Source organism: Paraburkholderia sp. DD10 (genome assembly GCF_049177125.1).
Taxonomy (GTDB): Bacteria; Pseudomonadota; Gammaproteobacteria; order Burkholderiales; family Burkholderiaceae; genus Paraburkholderia; species Paraburkholderia terricola.
This window is the reverse complement of the sequence record NZ_CP185393.1, coordinates 2,549,075-2,564,144: the sequence shown is the minus strand read 5'-3', so window position 1 is coordinate 2,564,144 and position 15,070 is coordinate 2,549,075. Positions and strand designations below refer to the sequence as shown.

Sequence of the window (15,070 nt, the reverse complement as noted above, 5' to 3'; positions counted from 1 at the left end):
GTCGGTAATCGTTATCGGACCCGCGCGATGGGACCGGCGTCATGGAACGCGCGGTCTCAACTGCGCGATACCTGCCGCGCTTGACGGCTACAATGCCTGCACCATGAAAGCGACACGAAATTTACGCCGGCCGCGCGTGTTAATCGTAGGTTGCGGCGACGTCGGCATGCGCTGCGTGCCCTTGCTGCGACCGCGCGCGCATATCTTCGCGCTGACCAGCCACGCCGAGCGCAGCGCCGAATTGCGCGCCGCGGGCGTCACACCGCTGGTCGGCGACCTCGATGAGCGCCGCAGTCTGAAACGGCTCGCCGGTCTCGCGCCGACGGTGCTGCACCTCGCGCCGCCGCAAAAAACCGGCGACGACGATCGCCGGACTCGCGCCTTGCTCGCCACGCTGGGCACTCGCCGCGATCGCGCGCTGCGCGCAGCACGCGGCGCGGTGGCGCCGGTAGGGCGGCTGCGCCGCGGGTTGCGCAACCTGAGCGCTGCCTCGTGGCCTGAATCTGAAGCAGCCAATATTGTACCCGACGGGGTGCGCCGGACCGCCGGCTCACGCGCGCCGATACGGCTCGTCTACGCAAGCACGACGGGCGTCTACGGCGACTGCGGCGGCGCGTGGATCGACGAAACGCGCAACACGCAACCGGCCAACGCTCGCGCGAAACGGCGCATGTCGGCCGAGCGGCAATTGCGGCGCGCGACGGCGCGCGGCACGCTCGCCGCCAGCATCGCGCGCATTCCTGGCATCTATGCGCGCAATCGTCTGCCGTTGGCGCGCCTCGAAAAGCGCACGCCCGCCTTGATCGATGCCGACGACGTCTACACCAACCATATCCACGCCGACGATCTCGCCGCGATCCTCGTGCGTCTCGCGACGCACGGCCGTCCGGCGCGCGCGATCCACGCGTCCGACGACACGTCGCTGAAGATGGGGGAGTATTTCGACCGGGTCGCCGACGCGTTCGGCTTGCCGCGCGCGCCTCGCATCACGCGCGCGCAAGCGGAACAGGAGATCGAGCCGACCCTGCTGTCTTTCATGCGTGAATCGAGGCGGCTCGTGAACCGGCGCCTCAAGGAGGAATTGCGCGTGCGCTTTCGTTATCCGAGCGTCGAAGATTTCTTGCGTGGGAGCGCAACGCGCGCGCCATGAGCATGTGGCCGCGTGAGGGTTAATCGACCCACGGTCGACGAACCACGGTGCCGGACATCCTCGGCCACTCACACCACATCACGCCGGCCGAACGAGCCGGCGCCGAGCGGCGTCAATGCATCAGGTCAACGCCGGCAACGCTTCCAGCAGCAGGAAGCACAGCATCGCGCCGATCAACGCCCCGATCAGATTAGGTTGGTATTTGTGCCGCCGCCGCATCACGATCAGCAGTCCGCCGATCACCACCAGCCCGAGGCCGGCGAAAGCAACCATCATGTACCAGATCCCGCTTGTGTCGTGGACGACCATGGCACCCTCCTTGAACTTTTTTAGTCCTTGTTTAATCGAGTATAGAGGGCGCTGAAAGGAAGGGCATGCTGCGACGCAGCGCATCGATGCGCGTCCCGCAGCCTATGTGCGCGATCGCGCCCATGTTTTTCGTGCTGCATCAATGCGTTAAAGGGGACGCTACCGGTTTACCCGCTTCGTAAAGATCCGAGGTCGGTTTCGTCGAGCCATTGCCATGCGCCGGGTGCCAGCGCGGCGGGCAAGGCGAGCCCGCCGATCCGCTCGCGATGCAGCGCCTCGCAACGATTGCCCGCTGCCGCGATCATCCGCTTGACCTGGTGGTATTTGCCTTCCATCACGGTGAGCGCCAACTGACGGTCGCCGCGCGCCTCCGCTTCGACGGCGGCGATCGGCTTGGGCTCGCCGTGCAGCAACACGCCGTCGCGCAGCGCGGCCAATTGCGCGTCGTCGACCGGATGACGCGTGGTCGCGACATACACCTTGCGCACCTTGCGTTTCGGCGACGTGAACAGATGGACGAACTTGCCGTCGTCGGAGAGCAGCAAGAGGCCGGTCGTGTCCTGATCGAGGCGGCCCACGCACTGCACGCCGCGCTCGGCGAATTGCGGCGGCAACAGGCTGAACACGCTCAGATGATGCTGCGGCTCGCGCGAGCATTCATAGCCGGCGGGCTTGTTCAGAAGCAGATAGGCGCGCTCGCGATACGGCCAGGCAACGCCGTCCACGCTGAAGCCGAACGCGCTGTCGTCGATTGAAAAATCGGCGTCGGCATCGGTGCGGACCATGCCGCCGACGCTCACGCGGCCGTCGGCGATCAGCGCGCGGCATTGGCGGCGCGAGCCGAAACCTTGAGTGAAGAGGATGCTTTCGAGATTCATGGCGAGCGAAGAATAACACCGCAAGAAGTGGAGCGCCGCGCCGCGCGATAGCGGCGACGACGGTCTCCCCTACCTCGTTGCGGGAGTTCATCGATGCACGCCCAGTCCTCTTCGCCGGCTTCGTCCGCGATCCGTTTTCCCGGTTTTCCCGCCGCATTTCAGCGGCTCGCGTGGTCGAATCGGGTCGCGCAGTCCGCCGGACAGATCAGTCTCGCCGCCGCGCCGCTCGTCGCCGTGGTGAGCCGCCTTGCGTGCCCCTGAAACGCTCGGGAAAACCCGCGCGGATGAAAATGAATTTTTTTCCAGGCGTTTTCTATGTAAACATACTTTCATGCATTTGGCTTACATCAGGTGGTCCGCCTCGCTCGTATGATTCATCACCCATCCGTTGCTCCCAACTCCGCCGAGCAGGCCATCGCCTCGCGCATTGCCGCGGCCATGCCGACTCTCACGCCGATTCACCGGCGCATGGGCGAATACGTGCTGGCCAATCTGTTTCGCGCGGCCACCATGCGTATCGACGAACTGGCGAGCGTGGTCGGCGCGTCCGTGGCGACGGCGAATCGCTTTGCGCGCACGCTCGGCTTCGACGGCTATCCGCAGTTTCGTGAGGCGCTGGTGCGCGGTTTCGAAGCGACGCTTGCGCCGGTCGAGCGATTGCGCAGCGCGCAGGAATCGCTCGCGGCCGGCGACAACCTGATCGACGCGTCGCTCGAACAGGCCGCCGCCAACCTGCACTCCACGCGCAGCGCGATCGATAGCGCCGCGGCCGAAGCCGCCGTCGAGGCGATCCTCGCCGCGCGCCGGGTGTTCGTGCTGGGCGCGGGCACCAGCTCGTTTCTCGCCGGCCTGATGGAGCACGGGCTGATGCCGTATCACGACAACGTGCAATCGCTCGCGCTGATCGGCGGGCCGTCGCATGCCGCGCGGCGTCTCTTCAATTCCGACGAAGGCGATCTGGTGATCGGCATCGTATTCCCGCGCTATGTCGAGGACACCATCGAACTCGCGCGCCGTGCCGCGAGCCGCGGCGCGCGCGTGCTTGCGCTAACCGACAGCCCGCGCTCGCCGCTCGCGCATTTCGCCGATCTCTCGCTGTACGTGCGCTCCGAGCGGCGGCTCGCGGCCAATGCCGACTCCGCCGTGCTCGCCGTGATCGAGGCACTTTGCGACGCGGTCGCGTATCGCGCCAAGCGCTCGGTGAAAGCGGCCGCCGACGTCACCGAATTCGTGCTGCCCTGGCTCACCGATCCTCAGCCCGCGCCGATCGCCGCAATGGACAAACCCGCGCGCGCCTCCAGCGGCGCGGCCCGCGACAAGCGCGGCGCGAGCACCGCCCGCACCAGCAGCGCCACCCGCACCAGCAAATCCAAACGATGAACTCCAACGCAGTCATTGCCATTCACGGCGGCGCAGGGACCATCCTGCGCGCGTCGATGTCGTCCGGCGCCGAAGCCGAATATCACGCAGCCTTGCATGCCGTGCTGAGCGCCGGCCAGCGCATCCTCGCCGACGGCGGCAGCGCGCTCGACGCCGTGAGCGAAGCCGTGCGTCTGCTCGAGGATTGCCCGCTCTTCAACGCGGGTCGCGGCGCGGTCTACACGGCGGCCGGCACGCACGAACTCGACGCCGCCATCATGGACGGCGGCACGCTCGAAGCCGGCGCGATCTGCTGCGTGAAGCGCGTGCGCAATCCGATTCTGGCGGCGCGCCGCGTGCTCGAAAGCAGCGAGCATGTGCTCTTCACCGGCGAAGGCGCGGAAGCCTTCGCGGCCGCGCACGGACTCGAATTCGTCGAGCCCGGGTATTTCCATACCGAGGCGCGCCACCATCAATGGCTGCTCGCGCGCGACCGGCAGCGCGCGATGCTCGACCACGACGGCGCGACGCTCGCCGGCGCGTCGTCCACGAACGACGACGATCCCGCGCCGCACGAGCCGATCGACCCGAACCGCAAGTTCGGCACCGTCGGCGCGGTCGCGCTCGATCGGCATGGCCACGTGGCGGCGGCTACTTCAACGGGCGGCGTCACCAACAAGCAGGTGGGCCGGGTCGGCGACACGCCGCTGATCGGCGCGGGCTGTTATGCGGACGACGCGACGTGCGCGGTCTCGACCACCGGCTCCGGCGAGATGTTCATGCGCATGGTCGCCGCCTACGACGTCGCCGCGCAAATGGCCTATCGCCAGGTTTCGCTGGAAGAGGCGGCGCACGACGTCGTGATGAACCGCCTGCCGAGGATCGACGGCCGTGGCGGCCTGATCGCCGTCGATGCGCGCGGCAACGTCACGCTGCCGTTCAATACCGAGGGCATGTATCGCGGTTTCGCGCGTCCCGGCGAAACGCCGGTGACGGCGATCTATCGCTGATCCGCTCGCCGGGTTATCGCCTGGTATGCCCGCGTTATCGCCTGAACTTTCGCTAGCCGCGTTTGAATTCAAAGGAACCACCGTGCCGACTTCATCGCACACCGCCCGTCCGCTTATCGAAACCTTGCCGCCGCAACGCGTGCTCGCGGTCGACGATCTGTCGGTCGCGTTTCGCAGCGGCGACGCAACCGTCAACGCGGTGCGCCATCTGTCGTTCACCGTCGAGCGCGGCGAGACGCTGGCGATCGTCGGCGAATCGGGTTCGGGCAAATCGGTGACCTCGCTCGCGTTGATGCGGCTGATCGAGCATGGCGGTGGGCGCCTTGCCGGCGGCGGCATCGCCTTCCGGCGCCGCGACGGCAGCGTGCTCGACCTCGCGAAAGCGTCGTCGGGCACGATGCGCTCGATTCGCGGCGCCGACATCGCGATGATCTTCCAGGAGCCGATGACCTCGCTCAATCCGGTCTTCACGGTCGGCGATCAGATCAGCGAGGCGATCGCCTTGCATCAGGGCAAGAGCCGTTCGGCCGCGCACGCGGAAACGCTGCGTCTGCTCGAACTCGTGCGGATTCCCGAAGCGCGCCGGGTGGCGGCGCGGTTTCCGCATCAACTGTCGGGCGGCATGCGCCAACGCGTGATGATCGCGATGGCGCTCTCGTGCAAGCCCGCGCTGCTGATCGCCGACGAACCGACCACCGCGCTCGACGTGACGATTCAGGCGCAGATCCTGCAACTGATCCGCGGCTTGCAGGACGAGATGAACATGGGCGTGATCTTCATCACGCACGACATGGGCGTGGTGGCCGAAGTGGCCGATCGCGTGCTGGTGATGTATCGCGGCGAGAAGGTGGAAGAGGGCGCGTCGGATGCGCTCTTCGCCGCGCCGTCGCATCCTTATACGAAGGCGCTGCTCGCGGCGGTGCCGCGCCTCGGCTCGATGCAGGGCACCGATCAGCCCGCCAGGTTTCCGATCCTGACGGTCGAGCAGGCGGGCCTCACCGGCGCGGACGAAGCCGTGCGTCCCGCCGCCGCGGTCGCGCAGGAAGCGCAGCCGCTCGTGCTCGTCAGCACGCCGCCGATTCTGCGGGTGCGCGATCTGGTCACGCGCTTCCCGGTCAAGAGCGGCGTGTTCGGCCGCGTGACGGGCCGCGTGCATGCGGTCGAAAAAGTCAGCTTCGATTTACGGCCGGGCGAAACGCTCGCGCTGGTCGGCGAATCGGGCTGCGGCAAGTCGACCACCGGCCGCTCGCTGTTGCGCCTCGTCGAAACTCAAAGCGGTTCGATCGAATTCGACGGCAAGGAAATCAGCTCGCTCACCGGCCCCGCGTTGCAGGCGCTGCGCCGCAATATCCAGTTCATTTTCCAGGACCCGTTCGCGTCGCTGAATCCGCGCCTGACGGTCGGCTTTTCCATCATGGAGCCGCTGCTCGTGCACGGCGTCGCGCAAGGCGCCGAAGCGCAGGCGCGCGTCGCCTGGTTGCTCGAAAAAGTCGGCTTGCCGCCGGAAGCCGCGCGCCGTTATCCGCACGAGTTCTCCGGCGGTCAACGGCAACGGATCGCGATTGCGCGCGCGCTGGCGTTGAATCCGAAGGTGGTGATCGCGGACGAATCCGTGTCCGCGCTCGACGTCTCCGTGCAGGCGCAGATCGTCAATCTGATGCTCGATCTGCAACGCGAACTCGGCGTGGCGTATCTGTTCATTTCGCACGACATGGCGGTGGTCGAGCGCGTCAGTCATCGCGTCGCGGTGATGTATCTCGGGCAGATCGTCGAGATCGGCCCGCGCCGCGCGGTGTTCGAGGCGCCGCAGCATCCGTACACGAAGAAGCTGATGGGCGCGGTGCCGGTCGCCGATCCGGCGCGCCGTCACGCGAAACGGATGCTCGCCGCCGATGAGATTCCGAGCCCGATCCGCGCGCTGAACGACGAACCGGCCGTGGCGCCGCTGATCGCGGTGGGACCGGACCATTTCGTCGCCCGGCATCGCGTCGGCGGTGCCTACTGAACCGAATAAACCGAAACTAAAGCAACCCAAAGCAACCCGACGTACCAGACCTTTCTCGCAGCACCTCAACCTGTTTCATTTCGCAGCCTGGAGCCAACTCATGAACCTGCTGGTCCCGTCTTCTCCGTTTCGTTTGCGCGCGCTGGTCAGCGGCGGCGCGGTGGTGTTCGCGATGCTCGCGGGCAACGCGGCGCACGCCGATACCACGGCTGTGATGGCCGTCGCCTCCACCTTCACGACGCTCGATCCGTACGACTCCAACGACACGCTCTCGCAAGCCGTCGCCAAGTCGTTCTATCAGGGCATGTTCGGCTTCGACAAGGACATGAAGCTCGTCAACGTGCTCGCCGACAGCTACACGGCGAGCCCGGATGCGCGCGTCTACACGATCAAGCTGCGCCAGGGCGTGAAGTTCCAGGACGGCACCGACTTCAACGCCGCCGCGGTGAAAGCGAACTTCGACCGCGTGATCGATCCGGCGAACAAGCTCAAGCGCTACAACATGTTCAACCGTATCGAGAAGACCGAAGTGGTCGATCCGTACACGGTGAAGATCACCCTGAAGGCGCCGTTCTCGGCATTCGTGAACGTGCTGGCGCATCCGTCGGCGGTGATGATCTCGCCGGACGCGCTGAAGAAGTACGGCAAGGACGTCGCGTTCCATCCGGTCGGCACGGGTCCGTTCGAATTCGTGAAGTGGGACCCGGCGGGCGATCTGACGGTGAAGAAGTTCGCCGGCTACTGGAAGAAGGGCTACCCGAAGATCGACGCGATCGACTGGAAGCCGGTGGTCGACAACAACACGCGCGCCGCGCTGATGCGCACCGGCGAAGCGGATTTCGCCTTCCAGGTGCCGTTCGAACAGGCCGCGCAATTGCAGTCGAGCCCGAAGGTCGATCTGATCGCGTCGCCCTCGATCATTCAGCGCTACATCAGCCTGAACGTGAACCAGAAGCCGTTCGACAACCCGAAGGTGCGGGAAGCGCTGAACTACGCGATCAACAAGGAAGCGCTGACGAAGGTCGTGTTCGCCGGCTATGCGACGCCGTCCGACGGCGTGGTGCCGGAAGGCGTCGATTACGCGACGAAGCTCGGACCCTGGCCTTATGACCCGGCCAAGGCGCGCGCGCTGCTGAAGGAAGCGGGCTATCCGAACGGTTTCGAAACCACGCTGTGGTCGGCCTATAACTACTCGACCGCGCAGAAGGTGATCCAGTTCGTGCAGCAGCAACTGGCGCAAGTCGGCGTGAAGGCGCAGATCGAGGCGCTCGAGGCGGGCCAGCGCGTGGCGCGGGTGGAGAGCGCGCAAGACCCGGTCACGGCGCCGGTGCGGATGTACTACATGGGCTGGTCGTCGTCGACGGGCGAAGCGGATTGGGCGATCACGCCGCTGCTCGGCTCGGTCTCGTTCCCGCCGAAGATGATGAACGTCGCGTACTACAAGAACGACGCTGTCGACAGCGATCTGAAGCAGGCGCTCGAAACCACCGACCGCGCGCAAAAGACGTCGCTTTACGCGGATGCGCAAAAGCGCATCTGGGCCGACGCGCCGTGGATTTTCCTCGTGAAGGAAAAGGTCGTGTACGCGCGCAGCAAGCGTCTGTCGGGTGCGTATGTCGCGCCGGACGGCTCGTTCAATTTCGACGAGATCGCGATCAAGTGATTCGCGCGATGGGCTGACCGTTCCGCTCCGGCGTATTCGCTGAAATACACCGGAACGCTGGACGAACGGCGGCCCGTCGCACAGAACGATTTCTCGTTGCCCGCATCATTGCCGGATTGGGTTTCATGCTGAACTTCATCGTCAAACGTCTCTTTGGCCTGCTGCCGACGCTCTTCATCGTCGCCGTGCTGGTGTTCCTGTTCGTGCATCTGTTGCCCGGCGACCCGGCGCGGCTCGCCGCCGGTCCCGACGCGGACGAGGCGACCGTCGCGCTGGTGCGCGCCGACCTCGGCCTCGACAAGCCGATGCCGCAGCAGTTCGCCCACTTCTTCGCGAGGATCGCGCAAGGCGACTTCGGCACCTCCACGCGCAGCAAGCGGCCGGTGAGCCAGGAAATCGCCGAGCGTTTCATGCCGACGCTGTGGCTCACGCTCGCCAGCATGGTGTGGGCGGTCGTGCTGGGCATGGCCATCGGCATCGTCTCGGCGGTGTGGCGCAACCGCTGGCCCGATCGGCTCGGCATGACGCTCGCGGTCTCGGGTATTTCGTTTCCCGCTTTCGCGCTCGGCATGCTGCTGATGGAAATCTTTTCGGTGAAGCTCGGCTGGCTGCCTATCGTCGGCGACGGTTCGTGGCAGAGCTACGTGCTGCCCTCGCTCACGCTGGGCGCGGCCGTCGCGGCGGTGATGGCGCGCTTCACGCGCGCGTCGTTCGTCGAAGTGATGAACGAGGACTTCGTGCGGACCGCGCGCGCCAAGGGCGTGCCCGAGCGGCTCGTGATCGTCAAGCACTGCCTGCGCAACGCGATGATTCCCGTGATCACGATGATGGGTTTGCAATTCGGCTTTCTGCTGGGCGGCTCGATCGTGGTCGAAGTCGTGTTCAACTGGCCGGGCCTCGGACGCCTGCTGGTCGACGCCGTGTCGATGCGCGACTACCCGGTGATTCAGGCCGAGGTGCTGTTGTTCTCGCTCGAATTCATCATCATCAACCTGATCGTGGACGTGCTGTACGCCGTGATCAATCCGACCATCCGTTTCAAGTGAGGCCCGCATGAGCACGACAGCCACCGAGCCGAATGCGGCCAAGTCCGTCAACGAAGAACGCGCGATCCGCACGCCGTGGAGCGAGTTCTGGCGCAAATTCCGTAAGCAGCGCGTGGCGCTCGCCGCGGGCATCTTCGTATTGCTGCTGATCGTGGTCGCGCTCGCGGCGCCGCACATCGTGCCGTACGACCCGGAAAATTTCTTCGACTACGACGCGTTGAACGCGGGTCCTTCCGCGGCGCACTGGTTCGGCGTCGATTCGCTGGGCCGCGATATTTTCAGCCGCATTCTGGCGGGCTCGCGCATCTCGCTCGAAGCCGGCTTTTTGTCGGTGGCGATCGGTGCGGTGATCGGCACGTTCTTCGGGCTGCTGGCCGGTTACTACGAAGGCTGGTGGGATCGCATCACGATGCGCGTGGCCGACGTGCTGTTCGCGTTCCCCGGCATACTGCTGGCGATCGGCGTGGTGGCGATTCTCGGCAACGGCATGATCAACGTGATCTGCGCGGTGGCGATCTTCAGCATTCCCGCGTTCGCGCGGCTCGTGCGCGGCAATACGCTGATGCTCAAGCAGCTCACGTATATCGAGGCGGCGCGCAGCATCGGCGCGTCGGACTGGACGATCATCGTGCGTCACATCTTGCCGGGGACGATTTCGTCGGTGGTGGTGTACTTCACCATGCGCATCGGCACCTCGATCATCACGGCGGCGAGCCTGTCGTTTCTCGGACTCGGCGCGCAGCCGCCGACGCCCGAGTGGGGCGCGATGCTCAACGAAGCGCGCGCCGATATGGTGACCGCGCCGCATATCGCGCTGTTTCCGAGTCTCGCGATTTTCCTGACGGTGCTGGCGTTCAACCTGCTCGGCGACGGCTTGCGCGACGCGCTCGATCCGAAGCTGGATCGGGCATGAGTGTGGGTGAAAACGTGGGCGGAAACGTGGGCGAAGGCGCGCCGCATATCGGCGTATTGACGAGCGGTCCGCTTGGCACGATCGCCGATGTCGATGGCGTCACGGTCGGTCACCGCACGCTCGACGAAGGCGCCGTGCAAACCGGCGTGACCGTGATTCGTCCGCATCGCGGCGATCCGTTTCTGCACAAGGTGCCCGCGGCGGCGTCGGTGGTCAACGGCTTTGGCAAAAGCATCGGGCTTGTGCAGGTCGAGGAACTCGGCGTGCTCGAAACGCCGATTGCGTTGACCAATACCTTCGGCGTCGCGGCGCTCGCGCAGGCGCAGATTCGCGCGGCGATCAAGGCCAATCCGCGAATCGGGCGCGAGTGGCCGACGGTCAATCCGCTGGTGTTCGAATGCAACGACGGATACCTGAACGATATCCAGGCGCTGGCCGTCAACGAACGGCATTTCGACGACGCATTCGATGCCGCAAGCACACATGTCGTGAGCGGCTCGGTCGGCGCGGGGCGGGGCATGTCGTGCTTCGATCTGAAGGGCGGAATCGGCAACGCATCGCGCGTGATCGAGGTGGCCGGTCAACGGCATACGGTCGGCGCGCTCGTGCTGGCGAACTTCGGCCGGTTGCCGATGCTGACGATCGACGGTGCGCCGCTTGGTCGTGTGCTGGCGGAGCGCGCGGCGAAAGCCGCCGATGCCGTCGATGCGGCCGGCGCCGGCTGCGCCGCGAACACGAACGCCGCGACAGCGCCGATAGCAAAACCCGAGCAAGGCTCGATCATCATGATCGTCGCCACCGATGCACCGCTCGACGCGCGGCAACTCAAGCGTCTGTCGTTGCGCGCCGCAGCCGGTCTTGCGCGAACCGGCTCCGTCTACGGTCACGGCAGCGGCGACATCGCGCTGGCGTTTTCAACCGCCTATACCGTGCCGCATGATGCCGACTTCGTCACGCTGCCGCCGTTACTCGCCGACGCGTGCCTCGATCCACTGTTCCAGGCTTGCGCGGACAGCGTCGAGCAGGCAATCGTCGATGCCTTATGGCGCGCCACTTCCGTGACGGGCCGCGACGGCCGCAAGCGGCTCTCGCTGCACGACAGCGTCCCCGACCTCGCTCAACTCCTCAAGCAATCTTACCGATGAAAGTCCTCATTTCCGCCGACATAGAAGGCGTGGCCGGCGTGTTCCATCCCGAGCAAACGCGCGCGGGCAACGGCGAATACGAAGCCGCGCGCCGCTGGATGACGCTCGAAGCCAACGCCGCAATCGAAGGCGCATTCGCCGGCGGCGCGACCCAGGTATGGGTCAACGATTCGCACGGCGGCTTTCGCAACCTGCTGCCCGATCTGCTCGACGCACGCGCCCAGGTGGTGCTCGGCAAGCCGCGCACGCTCGGCATGATGGCCGGGCTCGAATACGGCGCGGCGCTCGTGTTCATGATCGGCTATCACGCAAAGTCGCAAACGCGCGGCATCCTTGCGCATACGATCAACAGCTTCGCGTTCGCGCGGGTTTCGCTGAACGGCGTCGAAGTGGGCGAGGCGGGTTTGTATGGCGCGCTGGCCGAAGAATACGGCGCGCGTGTGGCGCTTTTATCCGGCGACGACGTTTTTGCCGAGGAAACCGCGCCGCGTTTTCCGGGCGCGCGCTTCGTCGTGACGAAGAGCGCGACGGGGCATGCCAGCGGCGTCACGCAAAGCCCGGCCTACGCGCGCGATGCGATCGGAACGGCCGCGCGCGAAGTGGTGCGGCAGCATCTCGCCGAGGGTCATGCGCCGCACGCCACGCGCGCCGGGGCGAAACCCGTCGAGTGTGAACTGCGTGTGCAAACCACCGCGCTCGCTGATCTGTTTTGCCAATGGCCGACGCTCACGCGTGTCGATGCCGTCACGCTGCGTTTTGATGCGGCGTCGGCGGAAGATGCGGTGAGGATGCTGAATTGTTTGTCGGCGATGTCGTTCATGCTGCGCTAGGCGGGCAACGGTCGGTTGTTTTGCCCGAGCCCTCGCAACCACCGATTTCTGCCGCCAGATTAATCCTTCGCTATCGGCCGGCTATTGCTGCCGGCTCAACTCCCGCGCCGCGCGATCGATCACGTCGGCGATCGCACCCGCATGCGACACGGGTGCGAGGTGGCTCGACGCCATCGGCACGACTTTGGCGCCCATCCGCTCGGCCATGAATTTTTCGACGTCCGGCGATACCGCGCGGTCCTTCGTGGTCAACACGTACCACGACGGCTTCTCCTTCCACGCCACCTGGCTGACCGTTTCGCCGAACGCCTTCGCGGCGATCGGCTGCTGCGCGGCGGAGAGCACGCGCGTCAGGTTTTCGGGCACATCGGCGGCAAAGTCGGCGCGGTATTTCGCGCGGTCGAGCCAGAGAAAGCCGCTCGCGTCCGTGGTGATGCCTTTGCCTGCCGGCATCGGCGCGGCGCGCTTCATCAGATCGGCGGTCGACTCGTGCAAGTCCGGCGCGATCGCCGCGACATACACGAGGCCGGCGACGTTCGGCGCATTCGCGCCCGCTTCGGTAATCACGACGCCGCCCCATGAATGTCCGACCAACATGGTCGGACCGTCCTGGCGCGCGAGGACGCGGCGCGTGGCGGCGACATCGTCGGCGAGCGAGGTGAGCGGGTTTTGCACCGAGCTCACGTGATAACCCTTCTGCTGCAGTTTCGCGACGACGCCGTTCCAGCTCGAGCCGTCGACGAAAGCGCCGTGCACCAGCACCACATTGCGCACGGGGCCGGTCATCGGCGCGGCGGACGGCGTTGGGACTGTGGCGAAAGGCGTGGCGGGCGCCGCGGTTGGCGCGTCGGTCGCCGCCGGCGCAGATGCTGCGGTGGGCGCCGCTTGATCCGGAACTGCCGTGCCCGGTGCGCTGGCCGGCCTAGCCTCGGGTGCCATGATGAGTGACGCCGCAGGCGCCGTGCTTTGCGCGAGCGCACCCGCGCCAGCGAAACAGAGACACAAAACAGCGGCGCGGAGCAGGCGTTTGGGCGACATGTTGAATCTCCGAAGGCTGAAACCTCGACTAGCGCAACATACCGAAGCGGCTCGCGGTGTCAATCAATATCGTTGCACGTCAATAAGGTGCGGAACCAGGCGCGGGTTGCTCCCAGTATTTAGGCCCTTTCGGTCACGGTAAAATTTTTGGTTCTGCCGGGACGGACCACGAGTCTGTCCGGGTGATCGAAATCCATACACTGGGGCGCAATTTGAATAGTGCACAACAGCAGGACGGCCTGAAGCGCGGGCTCAAGAATCGCCACATCCAGTTGATCGCGCTGGGTGGAGCGATCGGCACCGGCCTGTTTCTCGGCTCGGCCAGCGTGCTTCAGGCAGCCGGCCCGTCGATGATTCTCGGCTATGCGATCGGCGGCGTCATCGCCTTCATGATCATGCGGCAGTTGGGCGAGATGGTCGCGCAGGAACCGGTTGCCGGTTCGTTCAGCCACTTCGCGTACAAGTACTGGGGCGACTTTCCCGGCTTTCTGTCCGGCTGGAACTACTGGGTGCTGTACGTGCTCGTGAGCATGGCCGAGCTGACCGCGGTCGGCACCTATGTCCATTACTGGTGGCCCGGTGTGCCGACGTGGGTGTCGGCGCTGGTGTGCTTCGCGCTGATCAACGCGATCAATCTCGCCAACGTCAAAGCCTACGGCGAAACCGAGTTCTGGTTTTCGATCGTCAAGGTCGTGGCGGTGATCGGCATGATCGTATTCGGCGGCTATCTGCTCATCAGCGGACGCGGCGGCCCGCAAGCCTCGCTCACCAATCTCTGGAGCCACGGCGGCTTTTTCCCGCATGGGTTTCAAGGCCTCTTCATGATGCTGGCCGTCATCATGTTCTCGTTCGGCGGGCTCGAACTGATCGGCATCACGGCGGCCGAAGCCGCCGATCCGCAGAAGAGCATTCCGAAGGCCGTGAATCAGGTGATCTACCGGATTCTGATTTTCTACATCTGCTCGCTGACAGTGCTGCTCTCGCTATATCCGTGGAACCAGGTCGCGGCCGGCGGCAGCCCGTTCGTCATGATCTTCTCGCAGATCGGCTCGACACTGACCGCGAACGTCCTCAACGTCGTCGTGTTGACGGCGGCGCTGTCCGTGTACAACAGCGGCGTGTATGCGAATAGCCGCATGCTCTACGGTCTCGCGGAGCAGGGCAACGCGCCGCGTATGCTCATGAAGGTCGACCGGCGTGGCGTGCCGTATATGGCGATCGGTTTGTCGGCGCTCGCCACCTTCACCTGCGTGATCCTCAACTATCTGATTCCCGCCGAAGCGCTCGGCCTGCTGATGGCGCTGGTGGTGGCCGCACTGGTGCTGAACTGGGCGTTGATCAGCCTGACGCATCTGAAGTCGCGCAAGGCGATGATGGCGGCGGGCGAGACGCTCGTCTTCAAGTCGTTCTGGTTTCCGGTCAGCAACTGGATCTGCCTCGCCTTCATGGCGATGATCCTCGTGATTCTGGCGATGACGCCGGGCCTGTCGGCCGCGGTGTGGCTCGTGCCCGCGTGGCTGGTCGTGATGTGGGGCGGCTATGTGTTCAAGCGCCGGCGCGCGGCGATGCTTGTCGGCGCGCGAATGGCCGAGCGATAAAGCCCGCGGCGGTGGGGGCGGCGAGTGTTGCGCTCTCACGTCGGCGCAGGCGTCGCGCGATCCAAGCCGCTCCACGCATGCCGCTGAAATGGCTGCGGGAGCGGTTTTTATTTGCGCGCTGACATA

The 15,070-nt window shown here is 65.5% G+C and carries 13 protein-coding genes and 1 pseudogene; 11 read left to right on the top strand and 3 right to left on the bottom strand.

Annotated elements, in window-relative coordinates:
- Positions 1–103: 103 nt before the first annotated feature.
- Positions 104–1,150, top strand: coding sequence for an NAD-dependent epimerase/dehydratase family protein (locus ACOCG7_RS26830; RefSeq protein ID WP_073427226.1), 1,047 nt, complete (start codon positions 104–106; stop codon positions 1,148–1,150).
- A gap of 120 nt (positions 1,151–1,270) precedes the next feature.
- Here ACOCG7_RS26830 and ACOCG7_RS26825 read toward each other — a convergent pair whose 3' ends face one another.
- Entirely contained in the window at positions 1,271–1,459 is a 189-nt protein-coding gene (locus ACOCG7_RS26825; RefSeq protein WP_073427051.1) for a hypothetical protein, read from the bottom strand.
- 167 nt (positions 1,460–1,626) lie between these two features.
- On the bottom strand, positions 1,627–2,337 hold the full coding sequence (locus ACOCG7_RS26820) for a pseudouridine synthase (RefSeq protein WP_073427052.1): 711 nt from the start codon (positions 2,335–2,337) through the stop codon (positions 1,627–1,629).
- 93 nt (positions 2,338–2,430) lie between these two features.
- Here ACOCG7_RS26820 and ACOCG7_RS26815 point away from each other — a divergent pair.
- From ACOCG7_RS26815 to ACOCG7_RS26775, 9 genes and pseudogenes are all read left to right on the top strand, one after another.
- Positions 2,431–2,574, top strand: a pseudogene (locus ACOCG7_RS26815) (MFS transporter); the annotation flags it as partial.
- A gap of 132 nt (positions 2,575–2,706) precedes the next feature.
- Positions 2,707–3,717 (top strand): MurR/RpiR family transcriptional regulator, encoded by a 1,011-nt coding sequence (locus tag ACOCG7_RS26810; protein ID WP_073427053.1) that lies wholly within the window; start codon positions 2,707–2,709, stop codon positions 3,715–3,717.
- Positions 3,714–4,706: an isoaspartyl peptidase/L-asparaginase family protein gene (locus ACOCG7_RS26805; RefSeq protein ID WP_073427054.1), complete on the top strand. Its 993-nt coding sequence runs from the start codon at positions 3,714–3,716 to the stop codon at positions 4,704–4,706. Before ACOCG7_RS26810 ends, ACOCG7_RS26805 begins: the two co-directional genes overlap by 4 nt.
- Before the next feature lie 82 nt (positions 4,707–4,788).
- Positions 4,789–6,711, top strand: coding sequence for a dipeptide ABC transporter ATP-binding protein (locus ACOCG7_RS26800; RefSeq protein ID WP_073427227.1), 1,923 nt, complete (start codon positions 4,789–4,791; stop codon positions 6,709–6,711).
- Positions 6,712–6,811: 100 nt separating this feature from the next.
- A complete protein-coding gene (gene gsiB, locus ACOCG7_RS26795) occupies positions 6,812–8,374 on the top strand; it encodes a glutathione ABC transporter substrate-binding protein GsiB (protein ID WP_073427055.1) in 1,563 nt (520 codons plus the stop codon).
- Positions 8,375–8,499: 125 nt separating this feature from the next.
- The gene (gsiC, locus tag ACOCG7_RS26790; RefSeq protein ID WP_073427228.1) at positions 8,500–9,420 is read left to right on the top strand and encodes a glutathione ABC transporter permease GsiC; all 921 of its coding nucleotides are present in this window, start codon (positions 8,500–8,502) and stop codon (positions 9,418–9,420) included.
- Positions 9,421–9,427: 7 nt separating this feature from the next.
- Positions 9,428–10,333, top strand: coding sequence for a glutathione ABC transporter permease GsiD (gene gsiD, locus ACOCG7_RS26785; RefSeq protein ID WP_073427056.1), 906 nt, complete (start codon positions 9,428–9,430; stop codon positions 10,331–10,333).
- Entirely contained in the window at positions 10,330–11,478 is a 1,149-nt protein-coding gene (locus ACOCG7_RS26780) for a P1 family peptidase (RefSeq protein ID WP_073427057.1), read from the top strand. The genes gsiD and ACOCG7_RS26780 overlap by 4 nt, the downstream gene beginning before the upstream one ends.
- Positions 11,475–12,308: a M55 family metallopeptidase gene (locus ACOCG7_RS26775; RefSeq protein WP_073427058.1), complete on the top strand. Its 834-nt coding sequence runs from the start codon at positions 11,475–11,477 to the stop codon at positions 12,306–12,308. Before ACOCG7_RS26780 ends, ACOCG7_RS26775 begins: the two co-directional genes overlap by 4 nt.
- A gap of 81 nt (positions 12,309–12,389) precedes the next feature.
- On the opposite strand, the gene ACOCG7_RS26770 is transcribed toward ACOCG7_RS26775, so the two are convergent.
- Complete coding sequence (locus ACOCG7_RS26770) at positions 12,390–13,346, bottom strand: alpha/beta fold hydrolase (protein ID WP_073427059.1); 957 nt, start codon at positions 13,344–13,346, stop codon at positions 12,390–12,392.
- Between the two features lie 212 nt (positions 13,347–13,558).
- Between ACOCG7_RS26770 and ACOCG7_RS26765 the strand changes: the two genes are divergently transcribed.
- On the top strand, positions 13,559–14,944 hold the full coding sequence (locus tag ACOCG7_RS26765) for an amino acid permease (RefSeq protein ID WP_073427229.1): 1,386 nt from the start codon (positions 13,559–13,561) through the stop codon (positions 14,942–14,944).
- Positions 14,945–15,070: the final 126 nt, after the last annotated feature.

Coding starts and splice junctions, on each gene's coding strand:
- ACOCG7_RS26830 (WP_073427226.1), top strand. CDS start 104: ATGAAAGCGACACGAAATTTACGCCGGCCGCGCGTGTTAATCGTAGGT.
- ACOCG7_RS26825 (WP_073427051.1), bottom strand. CDS start 1,459: ATGGTCGTCCACGACACAAGCGGGATCTGGTACATGATGGTTGCTTTC.
- ACOCG7_RS26820 (WP_073427052.1), bottom strand. CDS start 2,337: ATGAATCTCGAAAGCATCCTCTTCACTCAAGGTTTCGGCTCGCGCCGC.
- ACOCG7_RS26810 (WP_073427053.1), top strand. CDS start 2,707: ATGATTCATCACCCATCCGTTGCTCCCAACTCCGCCGAGCAGGCCATC.
- ACOCG7_RS26805 (WP_073427054.1), top strand. CDS start 3,714: ATGAACTCCAACGCAGTCATTGCCATTCACGGCGGCGCAGGGACCATC.
- gsiB (WP_073427055.1), top strand. CDS start 6,812: ATGAACCTGCTGGTCCCGTCTTCTCCGTTTCGTTTGCGCGCGCTGGTC.
- gsiC (WP_073427228.1), top strand. CDS start 8,500: ATGCTGAACTTCATCGTCAAACGTCTCTTTGGCCTGCTGCCGACGCTC.
- gsiD (WP_073427056.1), top strand. CDS start 9,428: ATGAGCACGACAGCCACCGAGCCGAATGCGGCCAAGTCCGTCAACGAA.
- ACOCG7_RS26780 (WP_073427057.1), top strand. CDS start 10,330: ATGAGTGTGGGTGAAAACGTGGGCGGAAACGTGGGCGAAGGCGCGCCG.
- ACOCG7_RS26775 (WP_073427058.1), top strand. CDS start 11,475: ATGAAAGTCCTCATTTCCGCCGACATAGAAGGCGTGGCCGGCGTGTTC.
- ACOCG7_RS26770 (WP_073427059.1), bottom strand. CDS start 13,346: ATGTCGCCCAAACGCCTGCTCCGCGCCGCTGTTTTGTGTCTCTGTTTC.